Genomic DNA, 26,473 nt, shown 5'->3' on the forward strand with positions numbered 1-26,473 from the left:
AGGGCCCGGATCACGGGGACTGACGATGGATCAACGCGTACTCGATCTCGGACTGAGCCTATGCTGGATCAGTTGATCGAAACGAGCTTGCGACCGATTCTCGAAAGTAGAGGAAAACGATCGTGCGACAGGGCCTAAACCCTTGATGTAGCCGAGGAAGGTCATGTGCCACCTCCTTTAATCAATCAGACGATTGGTCCAACTAAAAAAAAGTGCGACGGTGTCGTTACATAACCTGCAAGGGGCCAGTGGCACGTGCGATCGTCAGAAGCACAAATGGGCCAAATAGACCCCGAATGCAATAGTTTTTTTTGATCTTTTTCGGGTTCCGGAAAATTCGTGGTTTCGCTTGGGATTCTGCGGGGTTGGAAGGGGTCCGGAGGGGGGCGTCAAAGCACCGGAAAATGGCCATTTTTGGGGGTGCGGTCCCGGGTCCTCCGTGCGGATCCGCCCGCCCGGCCGGCGTCGGCAAGTCTCTGGTGGTTGCCGCGGCAACGGAGGGATGCCGGAGGAAATCCCGGCTGCTTTCTGTTGAATCGGTCAACGCGGCCGGATTCTTTTCACGGATTGGTCTTGCAACCGGTCGGAGCCAGCGCCCGGTCGGCGGAGGACTGTCGTCTCGGACAGGTTGCCGCAAGCCTGCAGGCTGCGGCTGCCTTTATGTTTTGTCAGACCCGAGAAACGCCGCACTCGCGGCGAGCACGGCGCTTGGCTGGTCGCGGTGGGGGCTATGTCCGCAATCGGGCAGCATGAGCCGGGTCACCGGCCCGGCAACCGACGCGGCGATGGCGTCGATCTGCGCCAGGGTGCCATACTCATCATCTTCCCCCTGGATAAGCAACAGCGGGGCGCGGAGGCTGCAAAGCTCCGCCGTGATGTCCCAGGGCCGGAAGGCGGGGCTGAGCCAGATGCGGTTCCAGCGCCAGAACACCCCCTCCGGATCGTCATGATGGCGGCCGAGGCGTTCGATCAGCGCCGTCTCCCGCGCCGCCGCGCCGATCCGGGCGATGGCCTTGACCGAGATGTCCTCCACAAAGACATGGGGCGCCTCGACGATGACGGCCCGCGCGCGGTCGGGAAAGGCGGCGGCATATAAAAGGGCGACGGTCGCCCCGTCGCTATGGCCGAACAGCACCGGGCGGTCGATCCGGGCGGCGGCCAGCACGGCGGGCAGGATCTGGGTGGCCTCGCTGCTCATATAGTCCGGGGCATAGTCCCCCGCGACAGGGCCCGAGCTGCCATAGCCCGGCCGTGAATAGGCAAAGACGGCGAGGCCGGTCCGGGCGGCGAGCGCGGCCGTGAATCCACCCCATTGGGAGACCGAGCCCAGCCCCTCATGCAGGAGGACGATGACCGGGGAGGCATCATCTCCCTTATCCATATCTTTGGCCTCAGCTTGGCCAAAACGGAGATATTCGATAGTCAGCCCGTCATGCCCCGACGCGGCGGGCAGAGACAGAAAGCCAATTTCGGGGGTGGCGGGCTCTGCTCGGGTCATGGGGACGCTATCCATAGAAGGGAGTCTGTCCTTGTTATAAGGGGTTGGCTTCAGGGACGCCATCTTCCCCAACATAAGGGGAATGAGCAGGGCTCGCGACCTGCCGCAGGGAACACCGAATTGAACAGGGGGCGGCTGTTCAGCGCGATCAAAACGCATTAGACTCACGGATTGGAGAGAGTCTCACGGTTTGCAGAGAGTCTGGGGGGCTGTACAGGGTGCTGTTTTCGAATCTCAATTATCAAGGCAATAGCCTGAGCATCGGGAGAGTATCATGCAAAAGCCGGTCACCTGGGTATTGATCGCGGACGGGCAAAGAGCCCGTGTGTTGAAGACGAACGGGTCCGCCGTGAACGGCCGAAAGCGGGACTTTACCTCGGCCATGGATCATGAATTCATAGGCAATCCCCTGCCGTCCCACGAACTAGGCACCGACCGGCTGGGCCGCGCCCGCGACGGCTTCGGTCAAAGTCGGCACAGCATGGAAAATCCCACCGACCCCCATCGCTATGAAAAGCGTCGCTTCGCCCGCGAAATCATCGCCGCGCTTGAAGGCGAGCGCCAGAAGGGCGCGTTCGGACGTCTGGTCATCGTCGCCCCGCCCCAGGCTCTCGGCGATATCCGCGCGGAACTGCCGAACGGACTGAAATCCCTGGTCGCCGCCGAAATCAACAAGGACCTCACCCACGTGCCGCCCCACGAGCTTCCGGCGCATCTTGATGGCGTGATGTAAAATCGGCGCTCAGACAGCCGGAAAGTCTGGAGCCGTGACATTGAGGGAGGGCATGAGCCTGTCCCCATGTGCTCCCGAATGCACTTTCGGTCATGCTGAGCGTAAGCCACCCCAAGACCTCCTCCTTTTGATTTCATCCCCCGACGATGGAAACAAAAGTAGAACATTTGCGGGCAAATGTCAAGCGAATTCTCACGTGCCAGTGCGCCGACAGATTGCTTTACAATCCGGCGAGCCAACCCGCAAACACCTGCTGCGCCGCTTCCGCCAGCCGGGGCGCATGATGGGCGCTGTCGGTCCTGAGCTCGTGCACGCTCAGGCTTTCTGTTTTGGCGATCTCGACCGCATGGCCGATGAGCCATCTTTCAAAATCGGCGCCCGGCACTTCCAGATGGAATTGCAGGCCGAGCACATGAGTGTCAATGGCGAACGCCTGATTGCGCGTGATCGCGGTCGACGCGAGACGCACCGCCTCGTCCGGCAGATCAAAGACATCGCCATGCCAATGCAGCACCGACAGATCGGCGATGGCAGCGAGCGGCGACCCTGCGCCGTCATCGCTGAGCTCAACCGGGGCCCAGCCGATTTCTTTTTCGCGGCCGGGATAAACACGGGCCCCGGCGGCGCGCGCGATCAGTTGCGCGCCAAGGCATATGCCAAGCGTCGGCTGCGGATGGCGCAGCCGGACGTCGATCAGATCCAGTTCGTCATGGAGGAACGGATAGAGATCGTCTTCATAAGCCCCGATGGGCCCGCCGAGCACGATCAACAGATCGGCATCCCGCGCGAGCGTAAGATCATCCACACCGGCATCGAGAATATCGATATCGTAATTGAGCCCGGCCAGCACCGGCCCAAGCAACCCCAGATCCTCAAACGCCACATGACGAATGGCGACAGCCCGCTTATTCATAAGACTATTGCTCCAACCGGGTCACAAACCAGCGTACAAGACGCGCCCACAGTTCATCCTTCAAGGCCGCATCCTCGACGCCATGGTCAAGGTTCGGATTGTCATTGACCTCGATGACATAGGCACCGCCGCCGTTTTCCTTGATATCGACTCCGTAAAGCCCGCTGCCGATCAGATTGGCCGCCCGCAATCCGATGTCGATGATATGGGGCGGCGTGTCCTCAACGGCAAAGGTCTTGAAGCCACCGGCGATAGCGCTGCCGTCCGGTTTGTGCTGAATGATCTGCCAATGTTTTTTGGCCATGAAATACTGGCAGGCAAACAACGGTTCGCCGCCCAGCACGCCGACGCGCCAGTCAAGTTCCGTCGGCATGAACTCCTGCGCCAGGATGAGATCGGTATCCTCGAACATCTGGTCGATCAGCTTGCGCAGTTTGGCCAGGCTATCGGCCTTATGCACGCCGCGGCTGAACGATCCATCGGGAATTTTCACCACCATGGGCAGGCCCAGAAACTCGACCGCCTGCTCGATATCCTTCGGATGGGTGATCATCATGGTTTTCGGCGTGGCGACGTCGTTGGCGCTCAGAAGCTCGTTCAGATAAATCTTGTTGGTGCAGCGGATCATGGACACCGGATCGTCAATGACCGGCATGCCTTCCTGAGCGGCACGACGCGCGAATTGATAGGTATGATTGTTGATCGAGGTGGTTTCGCGAATAAACAGCGCATCGAATTCGACTAGCCGGTTCATGTCTTTCTTGGTGATCGGCTCCACATCGATATTCATCTTCGCCGCCACGCGGGCAAAGCGTTTCAGAGTATCGAAACTGGACGGCGGCAAATCTTCCTTCGGGTCATAAAGCACCGCAAGCGACCAGTCGGCAGGCGTTTTCTGCTTCGGCGATCGCCATTCGCGTTTGGTATGGTTGCGCAGGGAGTCATGGAGGAATGTGATTTCATCATCTTCGAGTTTGTCGATGGTGCGCGCCCGGATGCGTTTGATCTTGAGCAACGCCGGCTCACCGTCCGCGCTGCCGCTTGCAACTTCGATGGACACCTCGATGATGGGATAGCGGAACCAGTCGAAAATTTCCCGGGCCAGGCGATCATAGTCCGGCAAGTTTGCCGCATTGAAACAAATCAGCAGATCAAAGGCCTCGGTCGGCGGATGATCCAGGCGATGGGCGCATTTGTTCAGCACGTCCTCAAGATCCGGCAAGGCATGGGCATAAAGCAGACGCCCGCCCAGCTCCAGCATGCTTTCGGCCGAGGGCAGGATGCGCTGGCCACGCGCTTCCGCCAACAATGAACAGTAATAGCCTTCGCTCTGATAGTTATAGCTGCGGGCGAGATTGATGAGATTGGGCCGGGCCCCTGCGAACAACTGCGCGCGGCTGAGATAATCGCGGGTGGTGATCACCTTATGAGGCGTTTCCGCATTTGGAAAATCCTTGGGGTTTTCGACGAGGATCACCCATTGGGTCATCGGCTGTTGCCTCCCTTCAGTGCGATTGCCGCCATCCGGCGGTCCCGCCCCACCCGTATCATGCGCTGAAACGCGGCCCAGGGGATAGGCAATCCCGAGGCCGCGTCGGCGGTCTCAAGATCCTCATCTTCAACCCAGGGGTCATGAATATAGACATGATGATCGTCCGACGCATGCACCAGCACCCAGTGCGGTTCATCATCGCGAAACATTTCATAGCCGTTGATCAGCACGATCGCGAGCCCGCCCTGCTCCAGCAGCAGATGCAGCGTCTTGCGGTCCAGCCCCTTCGGATGCAGGGGGATGCCGCCGTCCATGGCCTGGGCGCGGAAATCCTCCTGCACCACATTCATGACGTCGCGGCGTTCCTTGTTGCGGAGGCCCTCAAGGAAGAACAGCCCCTTGCGTGAGGACCAGATGTCCGCTTGCACGCCATATTTCAAAAGCGCCACGCTCATGCCGAAGGGTTCGCAGCCGCCGACGCCCGAGGTCATGAAAATGGTGGTGGCCTCGCGCCACAGCTTCAATTCAAAGCGGCGGTCATATTTGCTGCCTTGGGGCGGGCGTTTCTTGAACCAGCGCATGGCCATGATCATGCAGGCCGGTCCGCAGGTGAAATCCGTGCTCTGACGATAATAGGGCGGCTGTTTGCCGCGCGGCGGCGTGGTCCCGGCCAGTCGCTTTTCAAACCTGAGCGCGCTCGCGTGATCGGCATAATAATCCGCATAAATGCCGAACTGCCGATAGCCCCCATGCTGATAAAGCGCAACGGCGGGCGCATTATCGGCACGCACTTCAAGCCGAAGGAAAATACAGCCATGGTCAAAAGCATAAGCCTCGGCAGCCTCAAGCAGGCGATGCCCGATGCCCTTGCCCTGCCCGTGGTCGGCAACGGCAATGGAATAAAGCCGGGCCAGCGCCGTGCCCGTCCGATAAAGCACCAGCGCATAGCCAAGCCGCTCGCCCTGGTCTTCAGCCACGAGAAAGCTTGCCGTCTTGCGGCTGATCAGGCGTTTGAGGCTGCGGCGGGAAATGCGATCGGTGGGAAACACCTGATCCTCGATGGCGATCAGGGCATCGATGTCGCTTGTGCGCGCCTTGCGGATGGTGAGGGCGGAGGGGCGTTTGTTCACATGACGGCTCCCGGCGGAGGAGCGGTCCGTGGAGAGCAGGGAAAGGTCATGAGTGACAACCAGCCCTTTTGCGATGTTCGCTTTTTGGTCAAGCCCGTCTGCTTATCAGGGATAAGATTTCGACCGATCAGGAAAGTCTAGAACGATTCGCCACTTTTTCCAGAGATAAGTTTGCCGCTCAATCGAACAGGCAGATATCAAAGCAACTCATGATCAGGGTCGGCGCGCAACTGTCACCAGCCTCCGCCTCTGGCGTTGCAGGCTGCACAAAGGGAACGCAGATGACTTCTTTTTCTACCGGTTTGAACTCGGGCCGGCTGATCCGGTTGTGATAGAGGAACGGTTGGTTATGTTCGATCACATGGTGAAAGATCGGCCGCCATTTTTGCGCAAACACCGGTGGCAGGTCCGACAGCAGGCGGCCCCGGCCGACAAAGCCCAGGACGCGGTCGGTTTCGGTGCCGGTCAGGCGGATGCGATAATCATCGCCGGTCTTCTCGATCAGGGAGATATAGGGCAGTGACCGGCGCGCCACGGATGGATCGAAGCTTTTACGGTCGGGTGTCCCGCCGGCCGCTGCGGCAAGTTCAGACCAATAGGTGAAAAATTCCTGATTGATCGCCGACCCGAGGCTGCTGGTCGGGCGCACGTCGACGCTGAAAAACATCGGATATTCACCAATATTCAGGTGACGAACAAAATTACTCGGCGATTGGCTGTAATAGGCGCGGGTCTTGTCGGCGGCTATCTGCATGCACGGCATCCCATTTTGAGCGTTTGTGGTCTCAATTCGGTAGTTGGATACACGAAACGCCTACCAAATGCAGTCAGATTTTACCATAATGGAAAATATATTATTATCATTCTATAAATTAATGAATTATCTGCAAAGACTGAATAAATTACGGGATTTGTTTAAGGAGGCTATGCAGACTGGGGGATTCAGGAAGATATAGGGCGGTTTCGATAAGCCGCCGCGCCTTCCGCTGATCCAGCACGCCGCTCCAGACCATCAATTGCTCGGCCTTGTCGACCAGCTCGGCGATGGTAATGGGGCGTTCGGGGTCGCCCTTGACGTCTTTCACAGTCTGAGTGAAATGGCGACCATCGACCATTTCGATGTCGAGGGTCGCGCCGAAATGACCGGGAAAGCGGCTGCTGTGGCTCGGGTCTTCCCGCAGTTCTATGAGCGTGCGCAGCCGGGCGACCTCCGGCGCATGAACCGCGGACGATTCGAAATCGCTCAGTTTCGGGCTGCCGCGCAGGAGGGCGATGGCGACTCCATGCTGCAAGCTGAATTTGGCGTCATGGATGCTGAGCGGCTGCGGAATGTTGGAAAAACCAAGGGCCTCGCTATAGGTGGCGACGGTGACCCGGGCAATCTTGTCCGGCTTGAGGTCGGCCGCACCGAGCTGACTGCGCAGATGCAAACTGGCGTCGATGGCCGGGTGCACATGGCGGCTGGCCGCCCAGGGTTTGAAACTGACGTCGCGCATCAGCCAGTAGGATTTTGCTTCGGTGATGCTGGCGGTATCGGCATGGGGCGCGGTCGCGGCAAACAGCCCCTGCGGCCCATCAAGCACAAAGCGCGGCCCGGTGAAGCCGCGCGCGGCCAGAAGTGCTGTGCGCAGGCCATTGAGAGCGGCCTGGGCATAATGCCAGTGCTTCGTCATGACCGGCTCGTTATGCATTTGCCAAAGCCCGCCCGCCGTGCTGCCCGCGTTGCCAAGGGCGGAAACCAGAGCCGCCTCATCCAGCCCGAACAGGCTCCCGGCCGCTGCCGCCGCGCCGAACACGCCCGCAGTCACGGTATTGTGCCAATAACGGTAATGCTCGCGCCCAAGGGCGGTGCCAATGCGGATGGTGGCCTCATAGCCGCGAGTTATGCCATCCAGGAGGGCGGCGGGCGTGGCGTTGGCGATTTCGGCGGCAGCGAGGGCGGCGGGAATGACAATCGCCCCCGGGTGCGTGATCGAACTCCGATGGGCGTCATCCAGTTCAAGAATGCCGCCAAGCGCCGCATTCAGCAGAATGGCCACATCCGCCGAGCGTTTTTCCGCCCCGATCGCATGAATAGGCCCAAGCGGCGTTTCCCGCGCCAGCTTGACGATGAGAAGGGCAACCTCCGACCGGTGGCCGCCAATGGCGCAGCCCAGCCAGTCGGTCAGATGCCAGGCCGCAAGCCTGCGGGTATCGGCATCCACAGGGCGATGGAGGAGAACGGCAAGATCTTCGGTCAGGCTGCGGGCCCCCGAGATATCAGGCGCGACATCAGGTGGGGTATCAGGTGAGGGAGGATGGGCCATTCTGTCAGTCCTTGACCTGCAATCAACCGCCGGACGCGGTATTAGGGCGGCGCGGACGGACGAGGCGTGAGACATCTGGCTTCATGATGACGGCAACAGCTCGGCGGAGTCAATTGGCTTATGGGCCCCGCAGAGCCGCCGCTTGCAACTTGGCGGGCGGGGTGTTACATCCGCGAAATCGATTTATTTCGGAGCGCTTCATGTCGGCAAATGTCTGGCTGCTGTATCTGGTCACCGTGTTTTTCATGTCGGCGACGCCGGGGCCGAATATGCTGCTGGCCATGACCCATGGCATGCGCTACGGCCGCCGCCGCACCATGGTCACCTGCGCGGGACTGATGACCGGCATCATGGTGGTGATGCTGGCCTCCATGCTCGGCCTCGGGGCCTTGCTCGCAGCGTCCGAAGCTTTGTTCTCGGCCGTCAAATATGCTGGCGCGGCTTATCTTGTTTATCTCGGCCTTAAACTGTGGCGGGCCCGCAGCGACAGCGCGGCCACAGGCGATGAGACAGTACCGGCTCTCGTCACTGACCAGTCGCCGTTCCGGCTGTTCCGCACCGGCTTTCTGGTTTCGCTCAGCAATCCCAAGGCCTTCCTGTTTTTTACCGCGCTGTTCCCCCAGTTTTTCGACAAACAGGCCGCCGAAGGCCCGCAACTGGCCATTTTGATCGCAACCTTCATGGTCATCGAATGCATGTGGCAGATGATTTATGTGACCGGCGGGCAGGGCGCCGCGCGTTATCTCGGGACGCCGTCGCGCACGCGCATGGTGAACCGGGTCTCAGGCAGCATTTTCATCGGGCTGGCGCTCTGGCTGACCACGGCGCAACGCGCCTAAGCCGCTCTCGACGTCAGCAGGCTTCTTGCCCATAATGGCTCTATAGATTTTGGCCGGGCGAGGGGAGCGGCATTTGCGGTTCGGATTTTTCTGCCTACTCGGAGCTTCCCTCCTGCTCAGCGCCTGCGATCAGGGGCGTGGCAGTTATACCGGATATGTGGAAGGTGATTATGCCCGGCCCGCGCCCATTGCCTCGGGCCGTCTTGTGGAGCTTGCGGTGGCGCGCGGCGACGAGGTCAAGGCCGGGGCCCTGCTGTTCACGCTCGATGACCAGCGGGAGCGGGCGGCGCGCGATCAGGCAGCCGCCACCCTGGCCGAGGCGAAGGCCCGGCTCGCCAATCTTCTGGTCGGCAAGCGGCCGGTGGAAATTGATGAAGTCCGCGCCAGCAAGAAACAGGCCGACGCCCGGCTCAGGCTTGCCGAAATCAGTCTGGCCCGTCAGACCGAGCTGATGAAAATCGGCGCAAGCTCGCGCCAACAGTTCGACGATGCCGAATCCGAGGCGCGCACGGCTCGCGCCCTCGTCAAGCAAATGACGGCGTCCATCGCGGTGGCGGAGCTGCCCGGCCGCGATCAGGAAATCCTCGCCGCCCAATCCGATGTGGACGTCAATGAGGCAGTGCTCCGGCAAGCGACCTGGGACCTCGATCAACGGCGGGTGACAGCAGCCCGCGCGGCCCGGGTCGAAGACAGCTTTTTCCGCGTCGGTGAGTTCATCCCGGCGGCGACCCCGGTCCTGTCATTATTGCCGGTGGGCAATGTCTATATCAAATTTTACGTGCCGCAGGCCGATCTGCCGCATTTTGCTCAGGGGCGGGAGGTTGAATTTCGCTGCGACGGCTGCGCCCAACCGATCAAGGCCAAGGTGCGCTTCGTTGCCAGCGCCGCCGAATATACCCCACCCGTCATCTATAGCGAAAACAGCCGCGACAAACTGGTTTTCCGGATCGAGGCCACGCCCGACCGGCTTGAAGGCCTGCATCCCGGCTTGCCGGTGGATGTCATCCTGCCGGCGGGCAAATCCTGATGCCGGAGCCTGTTTCTCCACCTTCCGCCCCCCTCGCCGTTGACGTGCGCGGTCTGACCAAGCGGTTCGGGACGCAAACGGTGGTCGATCATATCGACATTCAGGTCCCGGCCGGTCTGATCTATGGCTTTCTTGGCCCGAACGGCAGCGGCAAGACCACGACCCTTCGCATGCTCTGCGGCCTGCTTACCCCCGATGGGGGGGAGGGCAGCTGTCTCGGTCTTGATATTCGCACCGACGCGGCGCGGATCAAGAACCAGATCGGCTATATGACCCAGCGCTTCAGTTATTACGACGATCTGACGGTGACCGAGAATCTCGATTTTGTCGCCCGCGCCTATCAGGTGCCGGACCGCCGGAAGGCGGTGGCGGCGGTGATGAAGGATCTTGACCTCACCCCGCGCCGGGATGTCATGGCCGGGCATCTGTCGGGTGGCTGGAAACAGCGCCTGGCGCTCGCCGCCTGCCTTATCCATGATCCGAAGCTTCTGCTGCTAGATGAACCGACGGCCGGTGTCGATCCCGAGGCACGGCGCAGTTTCTGGAACGAAATCCACAGCATCGCCGCGCGCGGCGTGACGGTGCTCGTCACCACCCATTACATGGATGAAGTCGAACGCTGCCACAGCATCACCTATATCGCCGAAGGCAATGTGGTGACCACCGGCACTCCGCGCGAGATTATCGGGCAGTCGCGGTTGAAGGCGGCGGCCTTGGCCGGTCCCGATCTTGAAGACGCGGCACAGGCGCTCCGTGCGCTGCCCGGCATTGCTTCGGTGGCGGCGCTGGGTGGTCGGCTGGTGGTGGCGGCGCGGGTGCAGACTGTCCTCGATGACGCCCTCGCCCCCTATCGGGCGCGGGGCTATGAGGTCGAAGCGGTGGCCCCGAGCTTCGAGGATGTCTTCGTCGAACTCATTCATGTGGCCGATGAGCAGCGCGCCGCAAAACGGGCCGGGGTGACGTCATGACGCCATGGGGGCGGATTGTCGGGTTTTTTCGGACCAAACGGCCGCTCACCGGATGGGGCATTTCGAGGCATGGCTTCGTCGCCATGTTCACCAAGGAATTCGTTCAGATGCGGCGTGATCGCATGACCGTCGCCATGATGCTGGGCATGCCGCTCATACAGCTTTTTCTGTTCGGCTTTGCCATCAATACTGACCCGCGCAATCTGCCGGCGGTGCTGGTCGCCTCCGATAACGGGCCGGTGGTTCGCTCGATCGTGACGGCGCTTGAGAACACCGGCTATTACCGCTTCACCCGGCACACAAGTTCGCCCGATGTGGCCGATCAGCTGGTGCAGGCAGGCGAGGTGCAGTTCGCATTCATATTCCCCGAGGATTTCGAGCGCCGCTATATGCGCGGCGACCGCCCCAAAGTGTTGATCGAAGCCGACGCCACCGACCCGACCGCCATCGGCAGTGCCCTTGCGGCGGCCGCAGGCATCGACAGCTTCAATCTCGGCAGCTCGACAGAGGGCAGTCTGGCCATGCGCGCGCCACAGCCGCGGGCTTATGATTTCGTGGTGCAACGACGCTACAATCCCGAAAACAAGACGCGCTACAATATCGTCCCCGGGCTGGTCGGGGTCATTCTGTCCATGACCATGTTGATCATTACCTCGATCGCCGTCACGCGGGAGCGCGAGCGCGGGACGCTTGAGACCCTTCTGGTTATGCCCTTCTCACCGCTTGAGGTCATGTTTGGCAAGATCACGCCCTATGTGTTCGTGGGCTATGTGCAGCTGGCCTTTATTCTCACTGTTTCCTATTTCATCTTTGGCGTGCCGCTTCAGGGCAGTCTGCTGCTGCTGTCGCTGTTGACGATTATTTTCATCGCCGCCAATCTGGCACTTGGTTTTCTGTTCTCGACTGCGGCCACGACCCAGCTTGAAGCGGTGCAGATGACCTTTTTTGCCTTCCTGCCCTCGATCCTGCTGTCCGGCTTCATGTTTCCGTTTCGCGGCATGCCCGAATGGGCGCAATGGATTGGCTCGGTGCTGCCGATGACGCATTACATCCGGATCGTGCGCGGCATCGTTCTCAAGGGCAGCAGTTTCATGGAGCTATGGGACAGCATCTGGCCGCTCACGCTCATTTTTCTGGCTATTTCGGCGGCGGCGCTCATCCGCTACCGGCGTACATTGGATTGATCGGCATGGCGGGTTTCTTCACGTTCTGGCCCTATGTTGTTGCCGGGTTGTCTTTTGTGGTTTCTGTCCTCGCGTCCTGTCACATCGTCTTGACCAAACAGAATCAGCGGGCGGCCATCGGCTGGCTTGGCGTGGTCTGGCTGACGCCATTAGTGGGCGGGATGCTTTACGTCGCCTTTGGCATCAATCGCATTCATCGCCGGGCCACGCGCCTCCGTCCGAAGTCAGTCCATCCGCGGGCGCCGCAACGCTTCCGTTCCGGGACGTTGGCGCTGTTGCCGGCGGCGGGCGGGCTTGCCGATGTGGTGGCGAATGTGACCGCGCTGCCGCTCCATAGCGGCAACCGGGTGGAGGCTTTGGAGAATGGGGAGGAAGCTTATCCCGCCATGCTTGCGGCCATCGAGGCGGCGCAGTCCAGCATCGCGTTTGCCACCTATATTTTTGACAATGATGTGGCCGGTCAAGCTTTTGTCGCGGCGCTCGGACGGGCCGTCGCACGCGGCGTCGCGGTGCGGGTGCTCGTTGACGGCATGGGCAGCCGCTATAGTTTCCCGACCATTCTAAGCTCGCTTGAAGCCGTGGGGGTGACGGTGAAGGAATTTCTGCCGTCCCTCGCACCCTGGCGCATGGGCTATCTCAATCTGCGCAATCACCGTAAAATTCTCGTGCTGGACGGTAATATCGGCTTCACCGGCGGCATGAATATTCGGGCAGGTCACCTCGCGGCGACCGCCGGGGCCGAGGCCATTCAGGATCTGCATTTCCAGATAGAGGGGCCGGTCATCGAGCAGTTCATGGCCGTCTTTGCTGAGGACTGGGCATTTTCCAGCGGCGAGTTTCTGAGCGGCGACGACTGGTTTCCGAAAATCCATCCGGTCAAAGACGCCGAAAGCCTGTTGGCGCGCGGCGTGCCGAGTGGCCCGGACGAAGATTATGACAAATTGAAATGGGTGCTGATGGGGGCGCTTGCGGCGGCCAAGCGCTCGGTGCGCATCGTCACCCCCTATTTCCTGCCGGACGAAGTGATGATCGCGGCCTTGAAGCTCAAGGCGATCAGCGGCATCGACATCCATATTGTCATTCCCGAGCGCGGCAACCTGCGTCTTGTGGAATGGGCAACCCATGGTCAGATCGCCCAACTCATCGCCCGCGGCTGTCGGGTGTGGGAATCACCGGGACCTTTCGATCACAGCAAGATTTTTCTCGTGGATGACGGCTGGGCCTTTGTCGGTTCCGCCAACTGGGACCCGCGCAGTCTGTATCTCAATTTCGAATTCAATATGGAATGCTATGACGGCGCCTTCGTGCGCAAGCTTGACCTGATGGTGGCCCGCAAGATCGCCGGGTCTCGTCAGTTGACGCTGGAAAGGCTCGGGGCTCGGCCGCTAGCCATAAAACTGCGCGACGGGCTGGCGCGCATGCTGTCGCCCTATCTCTGACGGCTCAGGTTTCTTCGGTGATAATGCCGAGAATCGTCATGCCTTCTTCGAGATATTCGGCAAGGAGGGAGCTTGATAGCAGATAGTCCGGAATACGCGCGACGCCGATTGCACGCGCTTCGTCAAGGGCAAGCGGCAAGTCTTCCGGATCATAGGAGGCGCGCCCGATCCAGAACAGGGCGACCAGCGCCACCAGTTCGTCTTCGGACAGGGTTTTCAGAAACCCCATCAGCTCCTGATAGGACGTGTCATATTCATGTTCTTTGACGAGTTCCGGATCGACCGCTTCGCCGCGATGACTTTCCTCGTCTCCGTCGGCCTCACCCGGTAGACCTTCTTCAAGGTCACGCGCCATGGTGATGATGTAATCGACCTGATCGACGTTGATGATGTCCAGGGACGCCATGCCACTTACCTTGCCAGCGCTTGGGGAACTACCTATCGGCTAAAGTGTAGCGCGAATAGAGCTGGACGCAACGGCGCAATATAAGGAGCAACACAGCTGGCGCGGCTCGGATATGAAACCGCGCTCAGCCGCCCTGTTCAGTCAAGGGCGAGCGGGACCATATGGCGGCGCATGGAGGCCGGCATTTTCTGAACCACTTCATAAGGTTTATCAAGGAAACGCAGGCCCACGATCTTGCCCTCCTGCCAGATTCGCTCGCACCGCAGGCGGCCGCCGATATCCGGGATGATGATATGGGTCATCGTGTCAAGATTGGGGGCCGGCCCCACCTGGATGCGGGCGCCGTTCGAGGAAAGGTCCAGCAAATTCACCGTGAAATAGCGTTCGCCGCATTCCACAATCGCGATCTGCATCGCGGTGATGCGCGCGAAGCGGCGGCGCTGCGATTTGACCGCAATTGTTTCGTCCGGCAGGTCGTTGCAGACCTCCGGCGGTTGTTTTGTCATCATACTCGGACCTCCATACCCGCAACCACTGTACAAGCTTATTCGCGAGAAGGCTAACGATCCCTTAAGGTAAGCCGAGCTGAGGGGAAGGCGGCCTGATTGATTCAAGGTCCGCGATCCACTAAACTCCGGGTGATAGAAGGCCGATCTAGCGGGCGGCAACAGGCAAGGGGTGATGATGTCTCACGTGACATTTTATGAATATTGGCGGAGTTCGGCCGCCTATCGGGTCAGGATTGCCCTCAATCTCAAGGGCCTGGCCTATGATCCCGAAGCTATCCACCTCACGCGCGACGGCGGTGATCAGCACACGCCGGCTTACCGGGCGGTGAACCCGCAGGGTCTGATCCCGGCGCTCAAGCTCGGGGATGGAACGGTTCTGATCCAGTCGCTGGCGATTATCGAATATCTCGATGAAACGATTCCCGAGCCGCGTCTGTTGCCGGGGGATGCGATTCGGCGCGCCGAAATCCGGGCTTTGGCCGAAATGGTTGCCTGCGATATTCACCCGCTCAACAATTTGCGGGTGCTCCAGTATCTCAAGCGCGAGTTGGGGCAGACACAGGATTCGATTGATCAGTGGTATCGCCATTGGGTGGTCACGGGGTTTGCCGCTCTTGAAGCCCAGGCGGCCCGCCATTCTCAGCCCTTCCTCTGTGGCGACACCCCCACGCTCGCGGATATCTGCCTGGTTCCGCAGATGTACAACGCCCGCCGTTTTGCCACCGACCTCACACCCTACCCGCGACTCGTAGCGATCGATGCGGCGGCGACAGCCCTCCCGGCCTTTGCCAAGGCCGCGCCGGAAGAACAGCCCGACGCGGTCTGATAGAGAGCGAGATTGACAGCAGCGGGAAGAAAGCGGGCGTGAGTTCCCGTTTTTTTTGCGGGTTCGGTAACTATTTGCCAACTCATTGAAAAATATTGGCTAATATAGCTCTTTATTGCTTCAAATTTTATCAAATTTCATATCTCATTAACTTTGTTTTTTAAGCCGCCCTTTACGCCTTTTACGGCATAACGGCGAAGAAGGCGGCGTGGTCCGTTTTTGCCTGCCACGCGATGCTGCGCCAAAAGCGGCAGTTCGTAGCGTCAGGGAAATAAGAAGCGATGACGGGGAATACGCGTTGTGGCCTCCCATAAGGGGGCCGAGCTTGAATATCGGATTATGGCCGCTGTGCCGGAATGTTGCAGAAGGAAGTTGTAATGCTGAACAGAATGTTTAAGGGGAGCGCCGTGAAGGGCGTGGTTCTTGGTCTCATGGTCGCCACGGGCGTTGCGTCGCTGGCTCAGGCGGATGTGGCCTCCTGGCAAAAAGGCGTCGTGAGCCTGGTTGCCAAAAAGCAGGTTTACCCGCGCGAAGCCATGTCGAAGGAAATCGAAGGCCGGGCCAAAGTCCGGGTGACCATCGACCGTTCGGGCAAGATCACCGGCTATGAAATGGTCGAAAAGACCGGTAATGCCATTCTGGACGCCGAAGTTGAAAAGATGAAAGACCGGATCAATCCGCTGCCGGCTCCGCCTGCCGATCTGCCGGATGCCAACCTGACCTTCGTTCTGCCGCTGAGCTGGGTTCTGCAATAAGCCCTCTTTTAGCCCGTTCTTGCCCCATTCTTGCCAGGCAAGCTGTCGGCAGAGGGGCTATCGGACGCGAATTTTACAACAGGGACGATGGCTTATTGCCATTGTCCCTGTAGTTTTTTATTGTGGCGGTGTTGGCGCTTGGGATCGAAGGGTCTTTTGGGCTGGCAGTTTTCAAGGACCGGCGTGGTTCCAGAGCTGGAAATGGGGTCTGGCAGCTGATGCGCCGCCGCAATCTGACATTCTGGTGACCGTCTAGACGGGAAGCAGACGCTGCCTTGACCGGCAGTGAGAGGAGGACATATGACACAACCGTTGATGCCGTTGGCCACTGCCGTCTGGCTGGTCGATAATACCTCGCTGACCTTCGAGCAGATTGCCGAATTCTGCGGATTGCATGCTCTTGAAGTTCAAGGCATCGCCGACGAACAAGTGGCGATGCATATCGTCGGCCTTGACCCGGTGGCCAATGGCCAGCTTACCTGGGAAGAGATCGAGCGCTGCCAGAAGGATTCGAACGCCCGACTCAAACTGCGGCAGGACGAAGTTCCGGCCCGCACGCGGTCGCGTGGACCACGCTATACGCCGGTCTCCAAGCGTCAGGATCGTCCCGACGCCATCGCCTGGCTGTTGCGCTATCATCCCGAACTGAGCGACGCTCAGCTCTGTAAGCTCATCGGCACGACCAAGCCGACGATTGCCAGTATCCGCGAGCGCTCGCATTGGAACATCGCCAATATCAAGCCGCGCGACCCGGTCAGCCTCGGTATCTGCAAACAGCGCGATCTGGACGAAGCGGTGGCCCGCGCCGTCGCCAAGGCTGAACGTGTGAAGGCCGGTGCTGAACCTGCCAACGCGCCGGATCCCGAAGATACGCCGGATCTCGATCTGCCCGATCCGGACGATGTCGCTCCCGAAGCGTCGGAAGAACCCGAAGCCTCTGCGGACAGCGAAGTCTCGGAAGATCCTGAAGATAAAGCATCTTAACATCGGGCGGGCAAGTTTAAGGGTCAGCTGACTTCCTGAGCCTGCTCGAACTCGTATGATTTGATGCCGTCCGTCATGCTGAGCGCAGCGAAGATCCTGGTTTTAGCCAGGATTCTTTGGTTGCGCTCAGGATGATACCGGATCTGAACCGCAAAATTATGGCCTTCGTCTGTCTGCCTCTGTTTTGGACAGCGACAGACAGAACGCGATGACGTCAGACGTCAGGATGCGTCAAGAAGGGACGGTTTGCGAACCGTTGGCTGTTGGTTAGGGGGAAGCCCATCACGGTCTCAGCTGAGATGGCAGCGCTCAATCTCTTCTTTGAGGCGGAGTTTTTCCCGCTTGAGCTGGCTGATGCGGACATTGTCCGGACTAGGGCGTTTGTTTTCTATAACGATGGCCTCGTCGATACCGGCCTTTTTGCCTTGCAGTGTCGTCAGGTGAGCCTCAACGTTCATTACAAACTCCTCCATGAAGTCTCAGTAACACTAAGAGTCTCCGGCACAAATCACGGGTGCGCGCAGCGCTGGGCCGCACAATCTTCGGGTCGTAATTTTGCTCCTGCCGATCCGAAGGCGCTAAGAGATTATGGTGCTCCTCAGGTTAATGTTTGGTGAGTTGCGTCGGTATCACGATTAGATCATGATCCCCAAAGACTGTCACCTGTGACAGTTTTGTGGCGAGTTTGCCTTATTTGTGGCCGTAGGGGCACATCCTGGCGCATGAGCCCGGGTACCCCGGTTTGGCGGGAATACGGAGCGATAAGGGAATTATGAAACAGACTCGGCGTTTGATCGTGGGGATCAGTGGAGCTTCAGGGGTAGTTTACGGGATCCGGCTTCTCGAGCTTCTGCGCGACTCAGGGATTGAGTCCCATCTGGTGGTCAGCCGGGCGGCGCGGGCGACCCTTGCGGCGGAAACCTCGCTGACCCTCGCGGATGTTCACGGGCTGGCCGATCATTATTATGCCGCCGACGATCTGGGCGCGGCGATTTCAAGCGGCTCGTTCCCGACCATGGGCATGGTGGTGGCACCCTGTTCGGTGCGCTCCCTGTCGGAAATCGCCCACGGGGTGACCAGCCAGCTTTTGACCCGGGCCGCTGATGTGGTGCTCAAGGAACGCCGCAGACTGGTGCTGATGCTGCGCGAAACGCCGCTGCATGCCGGACATATCCGTAGCATGCTGGCAGTGACGGAGATGGGGGCTATTATCGCCCCGCCGGTCCCGGCCTTTTACAGCCGTCCGCAGACCATTGACGATATCGTCAATCACAGCACCGGCCGCGTGCTCGACCTTTTCGGCATCGAAACCATGGCGGTCAAGCGCTGGGGTGGCATGTCGGCGGCGTTGGACGAAGTTTAGGCCAAAGCCGCGTCAAGCCGGGTTGCGGCGTCTTCGGCCACTCTGGGATCGACTCCGATATGGCGCAGATAGCCCGTGATGGCTTGTGCCGCTTTATGTGCCGGGGCTCCACTGTCTTCAACAGGAAAGCGCGTATAAAGTAGGGTCTGGGCCACGGCCTCAGCGGCCAGTTCGGCTTCGAGAAGGCGCTGCCGCAGATTCTCACGCAAGACGGGAAGGTCGTCGGGGAACGGCCGTTTCATGATCCGCCGCAGTCCGCGCAGCGGCTCGATGGCGCGCAGGCGCACCGGCAGCAGGGTTGCGGTCATGGCGTCAAGATCGTCCGGATCCGGCGGGGCCACGCCGCAATCATCGCGCCAGAGTAGAAATAAGATCAGGTTTATGTCCGCGCCCTGCTGATCCTGAAGCATCAGGCACAGGTCTCTGACTGCTGCCCGCCCATAGATGCGCAACGCGTAATCCCAAAAAGGATTGGGAAATGGACTGTTGATTTCCTTATTCATGGCCTTCCACTAAGGGAATGGAGTATAAGATAAGACAGCAGGGTCTGAACAGCGTTCGGCCGGACAAGATTTCACGGATAAAGAAAATTTGTCAGATTGGGAAGATTTAGGGTGTATGGGTGATCTCGACGAGGATGAAGAAGATCTTCGCTTGAGACTGCATGACCTCGTAACCGAACATCGCGATCTCGATGATGCCATTGAAGCATTGTTGCGAGACGGATTTTTCAATCAGCTCCAGGTGCAACGCCTGAAGCGCAAGAAGCTGCGAATCAAAGACGAAATTTCACAGCTCCAATCCAAGCTGATCCCAGACATTATCGCCTGACGGGCCGCCTGAGGCCAATCAGAGCAGGTTCGTCTTCAACTTTTTCTTATGGGCATACATGGCGCGGTCGGCACTGGCGAGTGCCGTTGCGGCGTCATCTCCCGGGCGGAAGGATGAGGCGCCATAGGCCACCTTCAGATGAAGGGTCTGGCCGTGCGTGACAAGCGGCGTGTCATGAATGGCGTGGGCGAGGCTTGCCGCCTTGGTCTGGGCGGCCTCTTCTCCGGCATTTGGCAGCAATATGGCAAATTCATCGCCGCCGAGCCGCCCCGCCACATCGGAACCACGAATATTTTGCTGTATGATCCGCGCCACATGAAGAATGGCGGCGTCTCCGGCCGGATGGCCCAGACTGTCATTGATGGATTTAAGATCATTGACGTCGAAATAGACCAGACTGGTTGGAATATCATAGCGCTCGGCAAAGGAAATCATACGCCCAAGCTCGCGCACAAAGGCGCGCCGGTTGGTCATATGCGTCATCGGATCCTGATCGGCGAGCTTTTCAAGGTCGGTGATTTTGCTTTGAGCCGCATCGAGGTCACGGCGTGCGCGGTCGACCTCCTCCATAAGCTGCATAATGGCGGCGCGCACCTTGGGCGTCATTTCCTCGGCCGGGATGCCGAGCACGCTGGCTGTGTCCTGGATATTGCGCGGGGCATTGACGCTCGATACGGCTTCGCTGGTACTGCTGCCATAGCGGCGCACGTTGCGAATAGGGCCGATGGAACGCGACTCGTTTATTTTCATGCTGTTTCTCAGCGGTTGTAAGTCTGCCGGCAAATCTCCGGCAGAAGTCTGAGCATGAGTTTATGTAGGGATGGTTAAGGAATTGTTCCCGTAGCATCTCAGCTTCTTGCAGCTTGTTTTTGATGTAGCATTGCGCCGCCAGAGGGCTTCAGTATAATGCCCGGCTTTCCAGTTCAAGCGCATGAGCAAAGGGTTCATGATGGTGCAAAAAGGGACGAAGGCGGTGTCGAGCACGGCACAGCCTCAAAAAGCGGTGAAAACCAAGGCCGTGAAAGCGGTGACGGCGACGCTGAAAAAACCAGCCGGGCCGCTAGTTGGCATCGTCATGGGCAGCCAGTCCGATTGGCCGACCATGCAGAGCGCCGCCGATATTCTGGATGCGTTCGGCGTGGCTTATGAAGCTCGTGTCGTGTCGGCCCACCGCACGCCTGAACGTCTGTTCAATTATGCGAAAACTGCCAAAAGCCGGGGTCTCAAGGTGATCATCGCCGGGGCCGGGGGCGCCGCCCATCTGCCGGGCATGGTGGCCTCGCTCACGACCCTGCCGGTATTCGGCGTGCCGGTCGAAAGCAAATCCCTCAAAGGTCTCGACAGTTTGCTGTCCATCGTGCAGATGCCGGGCGGGGTGCCGGTCGGGACTTTGGCCATCGGCAAGGCCGGGGCCAAGAACGCGGGCCTGATTGCGGCGTCCATCCTGGCTTTGGGTGACGCCGCGCTCGACCGTCGTCTCGAAGCCTGGCGCCAGGCGCAGACGGATTCGGTCAGCGAAGAACCTACTCCGGAATAAGGCGAATTAACGTGATCACCACTGCTCCCGGCAAAATCATCGGCATTATGGGCGGCGGCCAGCTTGGCCGCATGCTGGCGCAGGCGGCGGCCGAGCTTGGCTATCGCTGCCATATCTATGCCCCGGCGGGAGACAACCCGGCCTTCGCGGTGGCGGCAGAGGCGACGGTCGCTGATTATAGCGACGGTGAGGCTCTGGCCGCGTTTGCCGCCAAGGTCGATGTGGTGACCTACGAGTTCGAGAATATCCCGGTCGAAGCGGTCGAGCTTCTGGCCGCCATCCGTCCGGTGTTCCCCGATGCCCGCGCCCTTGGCGTGACGCAGGACAGGATGGCCGAAAAGGATTTCATCACGGCGGCGGGTGGCCGCACGGCTCCCTATGCGGCGGTGGATACTGTCCGCGATGCCGAGGCGGCCATGGCCAAGTTCGGCCTGCCGCTGGTGCTCAAAACCCGCCGCTTCGGCTATGACGGCAAAGGCCAGGTGATCGTGCGCGAGGCTGCCGCACTCGGTGATGCGGTGGCAAAACTTGGCACCACCGGGTTGATCGCTGAAGGCTTCGTGAGTTTCGAGCGTGAGCTGTCGGTGGTGCTCGCCCGTGGGCAGGATGGCGCGATCGCTGCCTATCCGCTGGTTGAAAACCGTCATGTGGATCATATTCTCGATGAGACCATCGCCCCGGCGGAGGCAAGCCCGGAACTTCTGCAAAAAGCCGAGGCAGTCGCCCGGGCGATCATCGCCGAGCTCAAGTACGTGGGCGTGCTCGCCGTCGAAATGTTCGTCACCGGCGACGGGATCATCGTCAATGAACTCGCCCCCCGCGTTCACAATTCCGGTCACTGGACCATGGACGCCTGCGCCGTCGGCCAGTTTGAACAACATATCCGCGCCATATGCGGCCTCCCCCTCGGCGACCCGCGTCCGCACAGCCGAGCGGTGATGAAAAACCTGCTCGGCGATGACATCGGCCGCTGGGCGGAGTTTCTGGGGGAACCCGGCCTCTGCTTCCACAACTACGGCAAAGCCGAACCCCGGCCCGGCCGCAAGATGGGCCACGTGACACGGCTAACACCGTTTGGGATCTAAATAGCTGTCATTGCCGGGCTTGACCCGGCAATCCACCTTTGAGGTGGCACCATGGATTGCCGGGTCAAGCCCGGCAATGACAGCTAGTTACGGGTTCATATCTCATATTTCATGTTTTTGCTGTCATTCCCGCGCAAGCGGGAATCCAGACCGGCGGTTCAATTTGGTAAACCCCGGGTGACAAAGACTGGATCCCCGCTTGCGCGGGGATGACAGGATGATTATGCCCCGTATCTGAGCTTCCCCAGCCCACGCACGAAGTCCTTGCCTGATTCGCCGATGCGGGACAGCCGTGCCTTTGCTTTTTCAAATGCCAGCACGCCTTCGATCCGGCGATCGAGGAAGGCCCAGGTGTCGGCGGCGCCGTCGCTGTCGTCATTGAGCCAATAAAGCAGGGTGGCGCTGAACACCCCGGCGAGAATCGTGCGCTTGCTGTAATAATTATAGTCGGTGGAAGTATCGCCCGCCGCCCGCCACATGGCGTCCGCTGTGTTCCAGGCGAGTTTCGCGCCAAGGGCAGCGTTCTGCGGCAGCGCCAGCAGGGTGAGCGCGCGCCGGGCTGCTTCGCGCTGAGGGGTGTTGTGCTCGATTCGCCGCCGCACGGCCAGGGTGATGCGCTCGCGGATCTTCAGACTCTCGATATGCTCGGCGGCCAGGTTTTCGCTCATGACGCGGTCCGCTTCGGCCGAGAACCAGCCGATCATCTCCAGGGCTCCGCCCGGGAAGGCGAGGCCGATCATGGCCCGGTCGATCTTGAGATCGGCGGCCGCGCGGGTGATGGCGATCGGGGTCCAGCCGTCGAACGGCACATGGGTCAGCATGGCCTCGATAATGTCGGGGCGCATTTCGTCCGGGGTTTTGCCGCTGCTGGTCATGCGCACATCTCGATATTACGGTCTGAGGGATTGCCGGTCGGAGCATAGGAGCCGCCCTCGGCCGCGCCGACGAATTGCAGCGTTCCAAGGTCAGTCATGCGCTGGGGATAGAGGATGCCGTCCAGATGGTCGCATTCATGCTGCACGACCACGGCATGAAAGCCATGGGCCTCACGCTCGATCAGGCGGCCCTCTAGGTCCTGGCCGCGATAGCGGATGCGCGGGGCGCGCGGCACCATGCCCCGCATGCCGGGCACCGACAGGCAGCCTTCCCAGCCGGTGACCCGCTCGGTGGTCAGGATCTCGACCTCAGGGTTGATCAACACGGTCAGCGGGCGTTTGGTCAGGTCCTCCCGCAGGCTGCTGTCGGTGCTGTCGCCGGCCGCTGTATTGGGCGGGGTATAGAAAATCACCACCCGTTTGCCGACGCCGATCTGTGGCGCGGCAATGCCGATGCCACCTGCGACCTGCATGGTGTCTGCCATGTCGCGGACGAGGGCGGCGACTTCGGGCGCGGTCGGGTCTACGACTCGCCCGGCCGGGGTCATCAAAACCGGATGCCCCATGAGGGTGATGTTCTGAACGGTCATGGGGGAATTATGATATAAAGGCCCCTCAGGGTAAAGGGTTGAGCCAAAAAGCAGCATTCCTTTGAGTTTATGCTTCACATCGTTATCGGCTTCTGGTACCAAAGCGGCCAAGCAGCGATGTGGCTAGGGTTTAGCTGCAGAGCCAATGGTTTTGACGCCCATGTAATATTGGGACAGGGAGACGAGATCCGTATGCAAGTGCTGGTTCGCGATAACAACGTCGATCAGGCGTTGCGCGCGCTGAAGAAAAAACTTCAGCGTGAAGGGGTTTACCGGGAAATGAAGATGCGTCGCTTTTTCGAGAAGCCCTCGGAAAAAAAGACGCGTGAGCAGGCTGCCGCAGTGCGCCGCGCCCGTAAACTCGACCGCAAGCGCGCGGAACGTGACGGCGTCGTTTAAGACTGCCTGACCGCGTTTCCAAATTTTCGTGGAAAGCCGCCATTCTTTATTGAATGGCGGCTTTCTGCGGTTTCAGGGATGGGGATCTTTCTCCGATCAGCCCCGCTTTGCCGGGCAGCCGTCCTCTGTCGCGATCTCGTATTCCAGATGCGGCAGCGGCAGGTTATTGAGGAAAATATCTTTTGTCCGCCCTGTGGGGGTACCCAGACGGTCATAGAAGCGGCGGGCGCGGAGATTGCTGGTCAGGCACCAGAGCCGCAGGCGATCATGCCCCGATTCCTTGGCAGCGGCGCGCAAGGGGGCGATCAGACCCTGCCCAAGCCCGTGGCCAAGATGGCTCTGCCGCATATAAATGAGGCTGATTTCGTCACCTTCGATCTGGGTCAGCCCGACAATTTGCCCGCTCTCCTCCAAAAGCCAGGTGCAGCCCACGGCCTGATCTCCAAAACGGGTCAGGCTGCGCTCAAGGGTGAAGGCGGCAAGTGCCTCAGCGGGGATAAGCGGGGCAAACGTCTCATGGAAACAGGTAACGAGCGCCGCGGTCGCCGCCGCCTGATCCGCCAGCGCAAAAGGCCGCACAAGCAGTCTGTTATTCATAGTCATAGGGATCATGATGACTGCCCGGTGACATGAAAATGTTCAAGCGCGGATTGATGTTCCTTGAGAATTTTCTGGGCAACGGGTTCCTGGTTCGCGGTCTCCCAGTAATGCGCGAGTTTCGGGAAGCGGCTGATCGGATTCACCACATCAAAGGCCGGAAGGATGCGGTCGACGCAGAACAGCGTGCTGACAAGGCCGCAGTCGGCAAAGCTTGGGCTTTCTCCGATTGCATAGGGCCCGGCGTTATCCGGCAGGAACCCTTCAAGCTTGCGCAGGCCATCAAGCACTTCGGAGACGCCGATTTCGATGATGGCGGTGTTGTTTTCCTTCAGCGCCAATTGCTGGAACAGCGGGCGGAAGGGCTCGAAAATATAAAGATCGCAAATGCGATTGAGCGTCCGCACCAGCGCCCGGTCAGCGGCTTCGGCGGGGAGAAGAGGCTTTTGCGGGAAGCGCTCCTCCAGATATTCAAGAATGACCTCGCTCTCGGCCAGCGTCAGGCCGTCGGTGATGAGCACCGGGATTTTGCCGATAGGGTTGATGGCTCTCCATTCCGGCGAATTGAGCGCCGTCGGGGGCAGGACGAAGGTCACCTGATCCTCGATCCCCTTGTGATAGATGGCGGCGCGCACACGCCCGGCGAAGGGCGACAGAAAAGCATTATAGAGTTTCATGGCTCGACCTCTGCGACAGGTTCTGATCCTGCCTGATTATAGTCTTTGCCACAAAAAAAGGGCGGCATCTCTGCCGCCCTTTTTGCTGTGTTTCTGTTTAAAGCGCCCTGACGATTTCCTCGCAGACTTTCTTCGCGTCTCCGAACAGCATCATCGTGTTGTCGCGGAAGAACAATTCGTTCTCCACCCCGGCGTAGCCCGCAGCCATGCCGCGTTTGACGAACAGCACCGTCTTGGCTTTTTCGACGTCGAGAATCGGCATGCCATAGATCGGGCTTGTGGGATCGGTCTTGGCGGCCGGGTTGGTGACGTCGTTCGCGCCGATGACAAAGGCCACGTCGGCGGTCTGGAACTGGCTGTTGACGTCTTCAAGTTCGAACACTTCGTCATAAGGCACCTGCGCCTCAGCCAGCAGCACGTTCATATGCCCCGGCATGCGTCCGGCCACCGGATGAATGGCATAAGACAGATTGACGCCGTTTTCCTTAAGGGCATCAGCCATTTCCCGAAGCGCATGCTGGGCCTGCGCCACCGCCATGCCGTAACCTGGCACGATGATGACCGATCCGGCGTTCTTCAGGATGAAGGCTGCGTCTTCGGCCGAGCCCTGCTTGACCGGGCGGTCGTCCTTGACGCCCGTTGCGGCGGCCGAGGTTTCCCCGCCGAAGCCGCCGAGAATGACGTTGAACAGGGAGCGGTTCATGCCCTTGCACATGATGTAGCTGAGGATCGCGCCCGACGACCCGACAAGCGCGCCGGTAACGATGAGGGCGTTGTTCTGCAAGGTGAAGCCGATGCCCGCGGCCGCCCAGCCCGAATAGGAATTGAGCATGGACACCACAACCGGCATATCCGCACCACCGATCGGCAGGATCAACAGGAAGCCGATCAGGAACGCGAGCGCGGTCATGGCCCAGAACACATGGGGCGACTGATCGACGCAGAAATACCCGATCAGGCCAAAGATCACGAGGCCGATCAGCAGGTTGAGGTAATGCTGCCCGGCAAACACCAAGGGGCGGCCTGACACCAGCCCCTGAAGCTTCAGGAAGGCAACCACCGAGCCCGAGAAGGTGATGGCGCCGATGACGACCCCAAGCCCCATTTCGATTCGGCTCGCCAGATGGATTTCGCCGGTGGCGGGATCGCTGATGCCGAAGCTTTCCGGATGGGCAAAGGCCGCTGCGGCCACCAATACGGCGGCCATACCGACCAGGCTGTGGAACGCCGCCACAAGCTGCGGCATGGCGGTCATGGCGATCTTTTTGGCAATGACGACGCCGATGACGCCGCCGATGGCGATCCCGGCGATGATCCACTCATAGGACACGACGTCCGGCGTGAGCACGGTCGCGATGATGGCAATGGCCATCCCGATCATGCCGTAGGTATTGCCGCGCTGCGACGTCTCGGGCGAGGAGAGGCCGCGCAATGACAGGATGAAAAGCACCGCCGCCACAAGATAGGCGAAGGCCGTCAGATTTTGTTCAAGCGCTTGCATGTGAGCTAT

Annotated in this window: 30 protein-coding genes; 14 read left to right on the forward strand and 16 right to left on the reverse strand. The window is 59.9% G+C overall.

What is annotated here, in order from left to right; genetic code table 11:
* Nucleotides 1-658: 658 nt before the first annotated feature.
* Nucleotides 659-1,498 carry an alpha/beta fold hydrolase gene (locus NYP16_RS12800; protein ID WP_274944548.1) on the reverse strand — a complete coding sequence of 280 codons (840 nt, stop codon included), beginning with the start codon at nucleotides 1,496-1,498 and terminating at the stop codon, nucleotides 659-661.
* A gap of 274 nt (nucleotides 1,499-1,772) precedes the next feature.
* Here NYP16_RS12800 and NYP16_RS12805 point away from each other — a divergent pair, with 274 nt between their 5' ends.
* On the forward strand, nucleotides 1,773-2,231 hold the full coding sequence (locus NYP16_RS12805; RefSeq protein WP_274944549.1) for a host attachment protein: 459 nt from the start codon (nucleotides 1,773-1,775) through the stop codon (nucleotides 2,229-2,231).
* Between the two features lie 220 nt (nucleotides 2,232-2,451).
* On the opposite strand, the gene NYP16_RS12810 is transcribed toward NYP16_RS12805, so the two are convergent.
* The 5 genes from NYP16_RS12810 to NYP16_RS12830 all read right to left on the reverse strand — a co-directional run bounded on the left by NYP16_RS12810 (nucleotide 2,452) and on the right by NYP16_RS12830 (nucleotide 8,072).
* Nucleotides 2,452-3,144, reverse strand: a complete 693-nt coding sequence (locus tag NYP16_RS12810) for a glutamine amidotransferase (RefSeq protein ID WP_274944550.1) — start codon at nucleotides 3,142-3,144, stop codon at nucleotides 2,452-2,454.
* A 4-nt stretch (nucleotides 3,145-3,148) separates the two neighbouring features.
* Nucleotides 3,149-4,633 (reverse strand): RimK family protein, encoded by a 1,485-nt coding sequence (locus NYP16_RS12815; protein ID WP_274944551.1) that lies wholly within the window; start codon nucleotides 4,631-4,633, stop codon nucleotides 3,149-3,151.
* Nucleotides 4,630-5,766 (reverse strand): GNAT family N-acetyltransferase/peptidase C39 family protein, encoded by a 1,137-nt coding sequence (locus tag NYP16_RS12820; RefSeq protein WP_274944552.1) that lies wholly within the window; start codon nucleotides 5,764-5,766, stop codon nucleotides 4,630-4,632. Before NYP16_RS12820 ends, NYP16_RS12815 begins: the two co-directional genes overlap by 4 nt.
* A gap of 178 nt (nucleotides 5,767-5,944) precedes the next feature.
* A complete protein-coding gene (locus NYP16_RS12825) occupies nucleotides 5,945-6,520 on the reverse strand; it encodes a PAS domain-containing protein (protein ID WP_274944553.1) in 576 nt (191 codons plus the stop codon).
* A 148-nt stretch (nucleotides 6,521-6,668) separates the two neighbouring features.
* Nucleotides 6,669-8,072 carry an MmgE/PrpD family protein gene (locus tag NYP16_RS12830; protein WP_274944554.1) on the reverse strand — a complete coding sequence of 468 codons (1,404 nt, stop codon included), beginning with the start codon at nucleotides 8,070-8,072 and terminating at the stop codon, nucleotides 6,669-6,671.
* A 200-nt stretch (nucleotides 8,073-8,272) separates the two neighbouring features.
* On the opposite strand from NYP16_RS12830, the gene NYP16_RS12835 reads away from it, so the two are divergent.
* The 5 genes from NYP16_RS12835 to cls all read left to right on the forward strand — a co-directional run bounded on the left by NYP16_RS12835 (nucleotide 8,273) and on the right by cls (nucleotide 13,529).
* Nucleotides 8,273-8,911 carry a LysE family translocator gene (locus NYP16_RS12835; protein WP_274944555.1) on the forward strand — a complete coding sequence of 213 codons (639 nt, stop codon included), beginning with the start codon at nucleotides 8,273-8,275 and terminating at the stop codon, nucleotides 8,909-8,911.
* 73 nt (nucleotides 8,912-8,984) lie between these two features.
* Nucleotides 8,985-9,938: an HlyD family secretion protein gene (locus tag NYP16_RS12840; protein ID WP_274944556.1), complete on the forward strand. Its 954-nt coding sequence runs from the start codon at nucleotides 8,985-8,987 to the stop codon at nucleotides 9,936-9,938.
* Nucleotides 9,938-10,906 (forward strand): ABC transporter ATP-binding protein, encoded by a 969-nt coding sequence (locus NYP16_RS12845; RefSeq protein WP_274944557.1) that lies wholly within the window; start codon nucleotides 9,938-9,940, stop codon nucleotides 10,904-10,906. Before NYP16_RS12840 ends, NYP16_RS12845 begins: the two co-directional genes overlap by 1 nt.
* Nucleotides 10,903-12,090 carry an ABC transporter permease gene (locus NYP16_RS12850; RefSeq protein WP_274944558.1) on the forward strand — a complete coding sequence of 396 codons (1,188 nt, stop codon included), beginning with the start codon at nucleotides 10,903-10,905 and terminating at the stop codon, nucleotides 12,088-12,090. The genes NYP16_RS12845 and NYP16_RS12850 overlap by 4 nt, the downstream gene beginning before the upstream one ends.
* Before the next feature lie 5 nt (nucleotides 12,091-12,095).
* On the forward strand, nucleotides 12,096-13,529 hold the full coding sequence (gene cls / locus NYP16_RS12855) for a cardiolipin synthase (protein WP_274944559.1): 1,434 nt from the start codon (nucleotides 12,096-12,098) through the stop codon (nucleotides 13,527-13,529).
* Between the two features lie 4 nt (nucleotides 13,530-13,533).
* On the opposite strand, the gene NYP16_RS12860 is transcribed toward cls, so the two are convergent.
* Nucleotides 13,534-13,935: a DUF3775 domain-containing protein gene (locus tag NYP16_RS12860; protein WP_274944560.1), complete on the reverse strand. Its 402-nt coding sequence runs from the start codon at nucleotides 13,933-13,935 to the stop codon at nucleotides 13,534-13,536.
* A gap of 137 nt (nucleotides 13,936-14,072) precedes the next feature.
* Nucleotides 14,073-14,444, reverse strand: a complete 372-nt coding sequence (locus NYP16_RS12865) for a PilZ domain-containing protein (RefSeq protein WP_274944561.1) — start codon at nucleotides 14,442-14,444, stop codon at nucleotides 14,073-14,075.
* Between the two features lie 184 nt (nucleotides 14,445-14,628).
* Here NYP16_RS12865 and maiA point away from each other — a divergent pair, with 184 nt between their 5' ends.
* From maiA to NYP16_RS12880, 3 genes are all read left to right on the forward strand, one after another.
* Nucleotides 14,629-15,270 (forward strand): maleylacetoacetate isomerase, encoded by a 642-nt coding sequence (maiA, locus tag NYP16_RS12870; RefSeq protein WP_346742531.1) that lies wholly within the window; start codon nucleotides 14,629-14,631, stop codon nucleotides 15,268-15,270.
* 377 nt (nucleotides 15,271-15,647) lie between these two features.
* A complete protein-coding gene (locus NYP16_RS12875; protein WP_274944563.1) occupies nucleotides 15,648-16,025 on the forward strand; it encodes an energy transducer TonB in 378 nt (125 codons plus the stop codon).
* A gap of 300 nt (nucleotides 16,026-16,325) precedes the next feature.
* A complete protein-coding gene (locus NYP16_RS12880; protein WP_274944564.1) occupies nucleotides 16,326-17,009 on the forward strand; it encodes a DUF1013 domain-containing protein in 684 nt (227 codons plus the stop codon).
* A gap of 290 nt (nucleotides 17,010-17,299) precedes the next feature.
* Here the strand turns inward: NYP16_RS12880 and NYP16_RS12885 are convergent, their stop codons facing one another.
* On the reverse strand, nucleotides 17,300-17,467 hold the full coding sequence (locus NYP16_RS12885) for a YdcH family protein (protein WP_274944565.1): 168 nt from the start codon (nucleotides 17,465-17,467) through the stop codon (nucleotides 17,300-17,302).
* 314 nt (nucleotides 17,468-17,781) lie between these two features.
* On the opposite strand from NYP16_RS12885, the gene NYP16_RS12890 reads away from it, so the two are divergent.
* Nucleotides 17,782-18,372 carry a UbiX family flavin prenyltransferase gene (locus tag NYP16_RS12890; protein ID WP_274944566.1) on the forward strand — a complete coding sequence of 197 codons (591 nt, stop codon included), beginning with the start codon at nucleotides 17,782-17,784 and terminating at the stop codon, nucleotides 18,370-18,372.
* On the opposite strand, the gene NYP16_RS12895 is transcribed toward NYP16_RS12890, so the two are convergent.
* Complete coding sequence (locus NYP16_RS12895; RefSeq protein ID WP_274944567.1) at nucleotides 18,369-18,875, reverse strand: TIGR02444 family protein; 507 nt, start codon at nucleotides 18,873-18,875, stop codon at nucleotides 18,369-18,371. The two genes, NYP16_RS12890 and NYP16_RS12895, sit on opposite strands and share 4 nt — an antisense overlap.
* A gap of 115 nt (nucleotides 18,876-18,990) precedes the next feature.
* On the opposite strand from NYP16_RS12895, the gene NYP16_RS12900 reads away from it, so the two are divergent.
* On the forward strand, nucleotides 18,991-19,203 hold the full coding sequence (locus NYP16_RS12900) for a YdcH family protein (RefSeq protein WP_274944568.1): 213 nt from the start codon (nucleotides 18,991-18,993) through the stop codon (nucleotides 19,201-19,203).
* Nucleotides 19,204-19,221: 18 nt separating this feature from the next.
* On the opposite strand, the gene NYP16_RS12905 is transcribed toward NYP16_RS12900, so the two are convergent.
* Nucleotides 19,222-19,953: a GGDEF domain-containing protein gene (locus tag NYP16_RS12905; RefSeq protein WP_274944569.1), complete on the reverse strand. Its 732-nt coding sequence runs from the start codon at nucleotides 19,951-19,953 to the stop codon at nucleotides 19,222-19,224.
* A 325-nt stretch (nucleotides 19,954-20,278) separates the two neighbouring features.
* On the opposite strand from NYP16_RS12905, the gene purE reads away from it, so the two are divergent.
* Together purE and NYP16_RS12915 are read left to right on the forward strand one after the other, a co-directional pair.
* On the forward strand, nucleotides 20,279-20,740 hold the full coding sequence (purE, locus tag NYP16_RS12910) for a 5-(carboxyamino)imidazole ribonucleotide mutase (protein ID WP_274944697.1): 462 nt from the start codon (nucleotides 20,279-20,281) through the stop codon (nucleotides 20,738-20,740).
* Between the two features lie 11 nt (nucleotides 20,741-20,751).
* Nucleotides 20,752-21,825 (forward strand): 5-(carboxyamino)imidazole ribonucleotide synthase, encoded by a 1,074-nt coding sequence (locus NYP16_RS12915; protein ID WP_274944570.1) that lies wholly within the window; start codon nucleotides 20,752-20,754, stop codon nucleotides 21,823-21,825.
* Nucleotides 21,826-22,046: 221 nt separating this feature from the next.
* On the opposite strand, the gene NYP16_RS12920 is transcribed toward NYP16_RS12915, so the two are convergent.
* Nucleotides 22,047-22,700: a COQ9 family protein gene (locus NYP16_RS12920; protein ID WP_274944571.1), complete on the reverse strand. Its 654-nt coding sequence runs from the start codon at nucleotides 22,698-22,700 to the stop codon at nucleotides 22,047-22,049.
* Nucleotides 22,697-23,290 carry a peptide deformylase gene (gene def / locus NYP16_RS12925; RefSeq protein ID WP_274944572.1) on the reverse strand — a complete coding sequence of 198 codons (594 nt, stop codon included), beginning with the start codon at nucleotides 23,288-23,290 and terminating at the stop codon, nucleotides 22,697-22,699. Before def ends, NYP16_RS12920 begins: the two co-directional genes overlap by 4 nt.
* Nucleotides 23,291-23,482: 192 nt before the next feature.
* On the opposite strand from def, the gene rpsU reads away from it, so the two are divergent.
* Nucleotides 23,483-23,689 carry a 30S ribosomal protein S21 gene (rpsU, locus tag NYP16_RS12930; RefSeq protein ID WP_274944573.1) on the forward strand — a complete coding sequence of 69 codons (207 nt, stop codon included), beginning with the start codon at nucleotides 23,483-23,485 and terminating at the stop codon, nucleotides 23,687-23,689.
* Between the two features lie 96 nt (nucleotides 23,690-23,785).
* Here the strand turns inward: rpsU and NYP16_RS12935 are convergent, their stop codons facing one another.
* The 3 genes from NYP16_RS12935 to NYP16_RS12945 all read right to left on the reverse strand — a co-directional run bounded on the left by NYP16_RS12935 (nucleotide 23,786) and on the right by NYP16_RS12945 (nucleotide 26,464).
* Nucleotides 23,786-24,286 (reverse strand): GNAT family N-acetyltransferase, encoded by a 501-nt coding sequence (locus NYP16_RS12935; RefSeq protein WP_274944574.1) that lies wholly within the window; start codon nucleotides 24,284-24,286, stop codon nucleotides 23,786-23,788.
* An 11-nt stretch (nucleotides 24,287-24,297) separates the two neighbouring features.
* A complete protein-coding gene (locus NYP16_RS12940) occupies nucleotides 24,298-24,963 on the reverse strand; it encodes a glutathione S-transferase family protein (RefSeq protein ID WP_274944575.1) in 666 nt (221 codons plus the stop codon).
* 97 nt (nucleotides 24,964-25,060) lie between these two features.
* Nucleotides 25,061-26,464, reverse strand: coding sequence for an NAD(P)(+) transhydrogenase (Re/Si-specific) subunit beta (locus NYP16_RS12945; RefSeq protein ID WP_274944576.1), 1,404 nt, complete (start codon nucleotides 26,462-26,464; stop codon nucleotides 25,061-25,063).
* Between the last annotated feature and the right edge of the window lie 9 nt (nucleotides 26,465-26,473).

Origin of the sequence: Govania unica, assembly GCF_027920805.1 — a bacterium.
GTDB classification, from domain to species: domain Bacteria; phylum Pseudomonadota; class Alphaproteobacteria; order Sphingomonadales; family Govanellaceae; genus Govanella; species Govanella unica.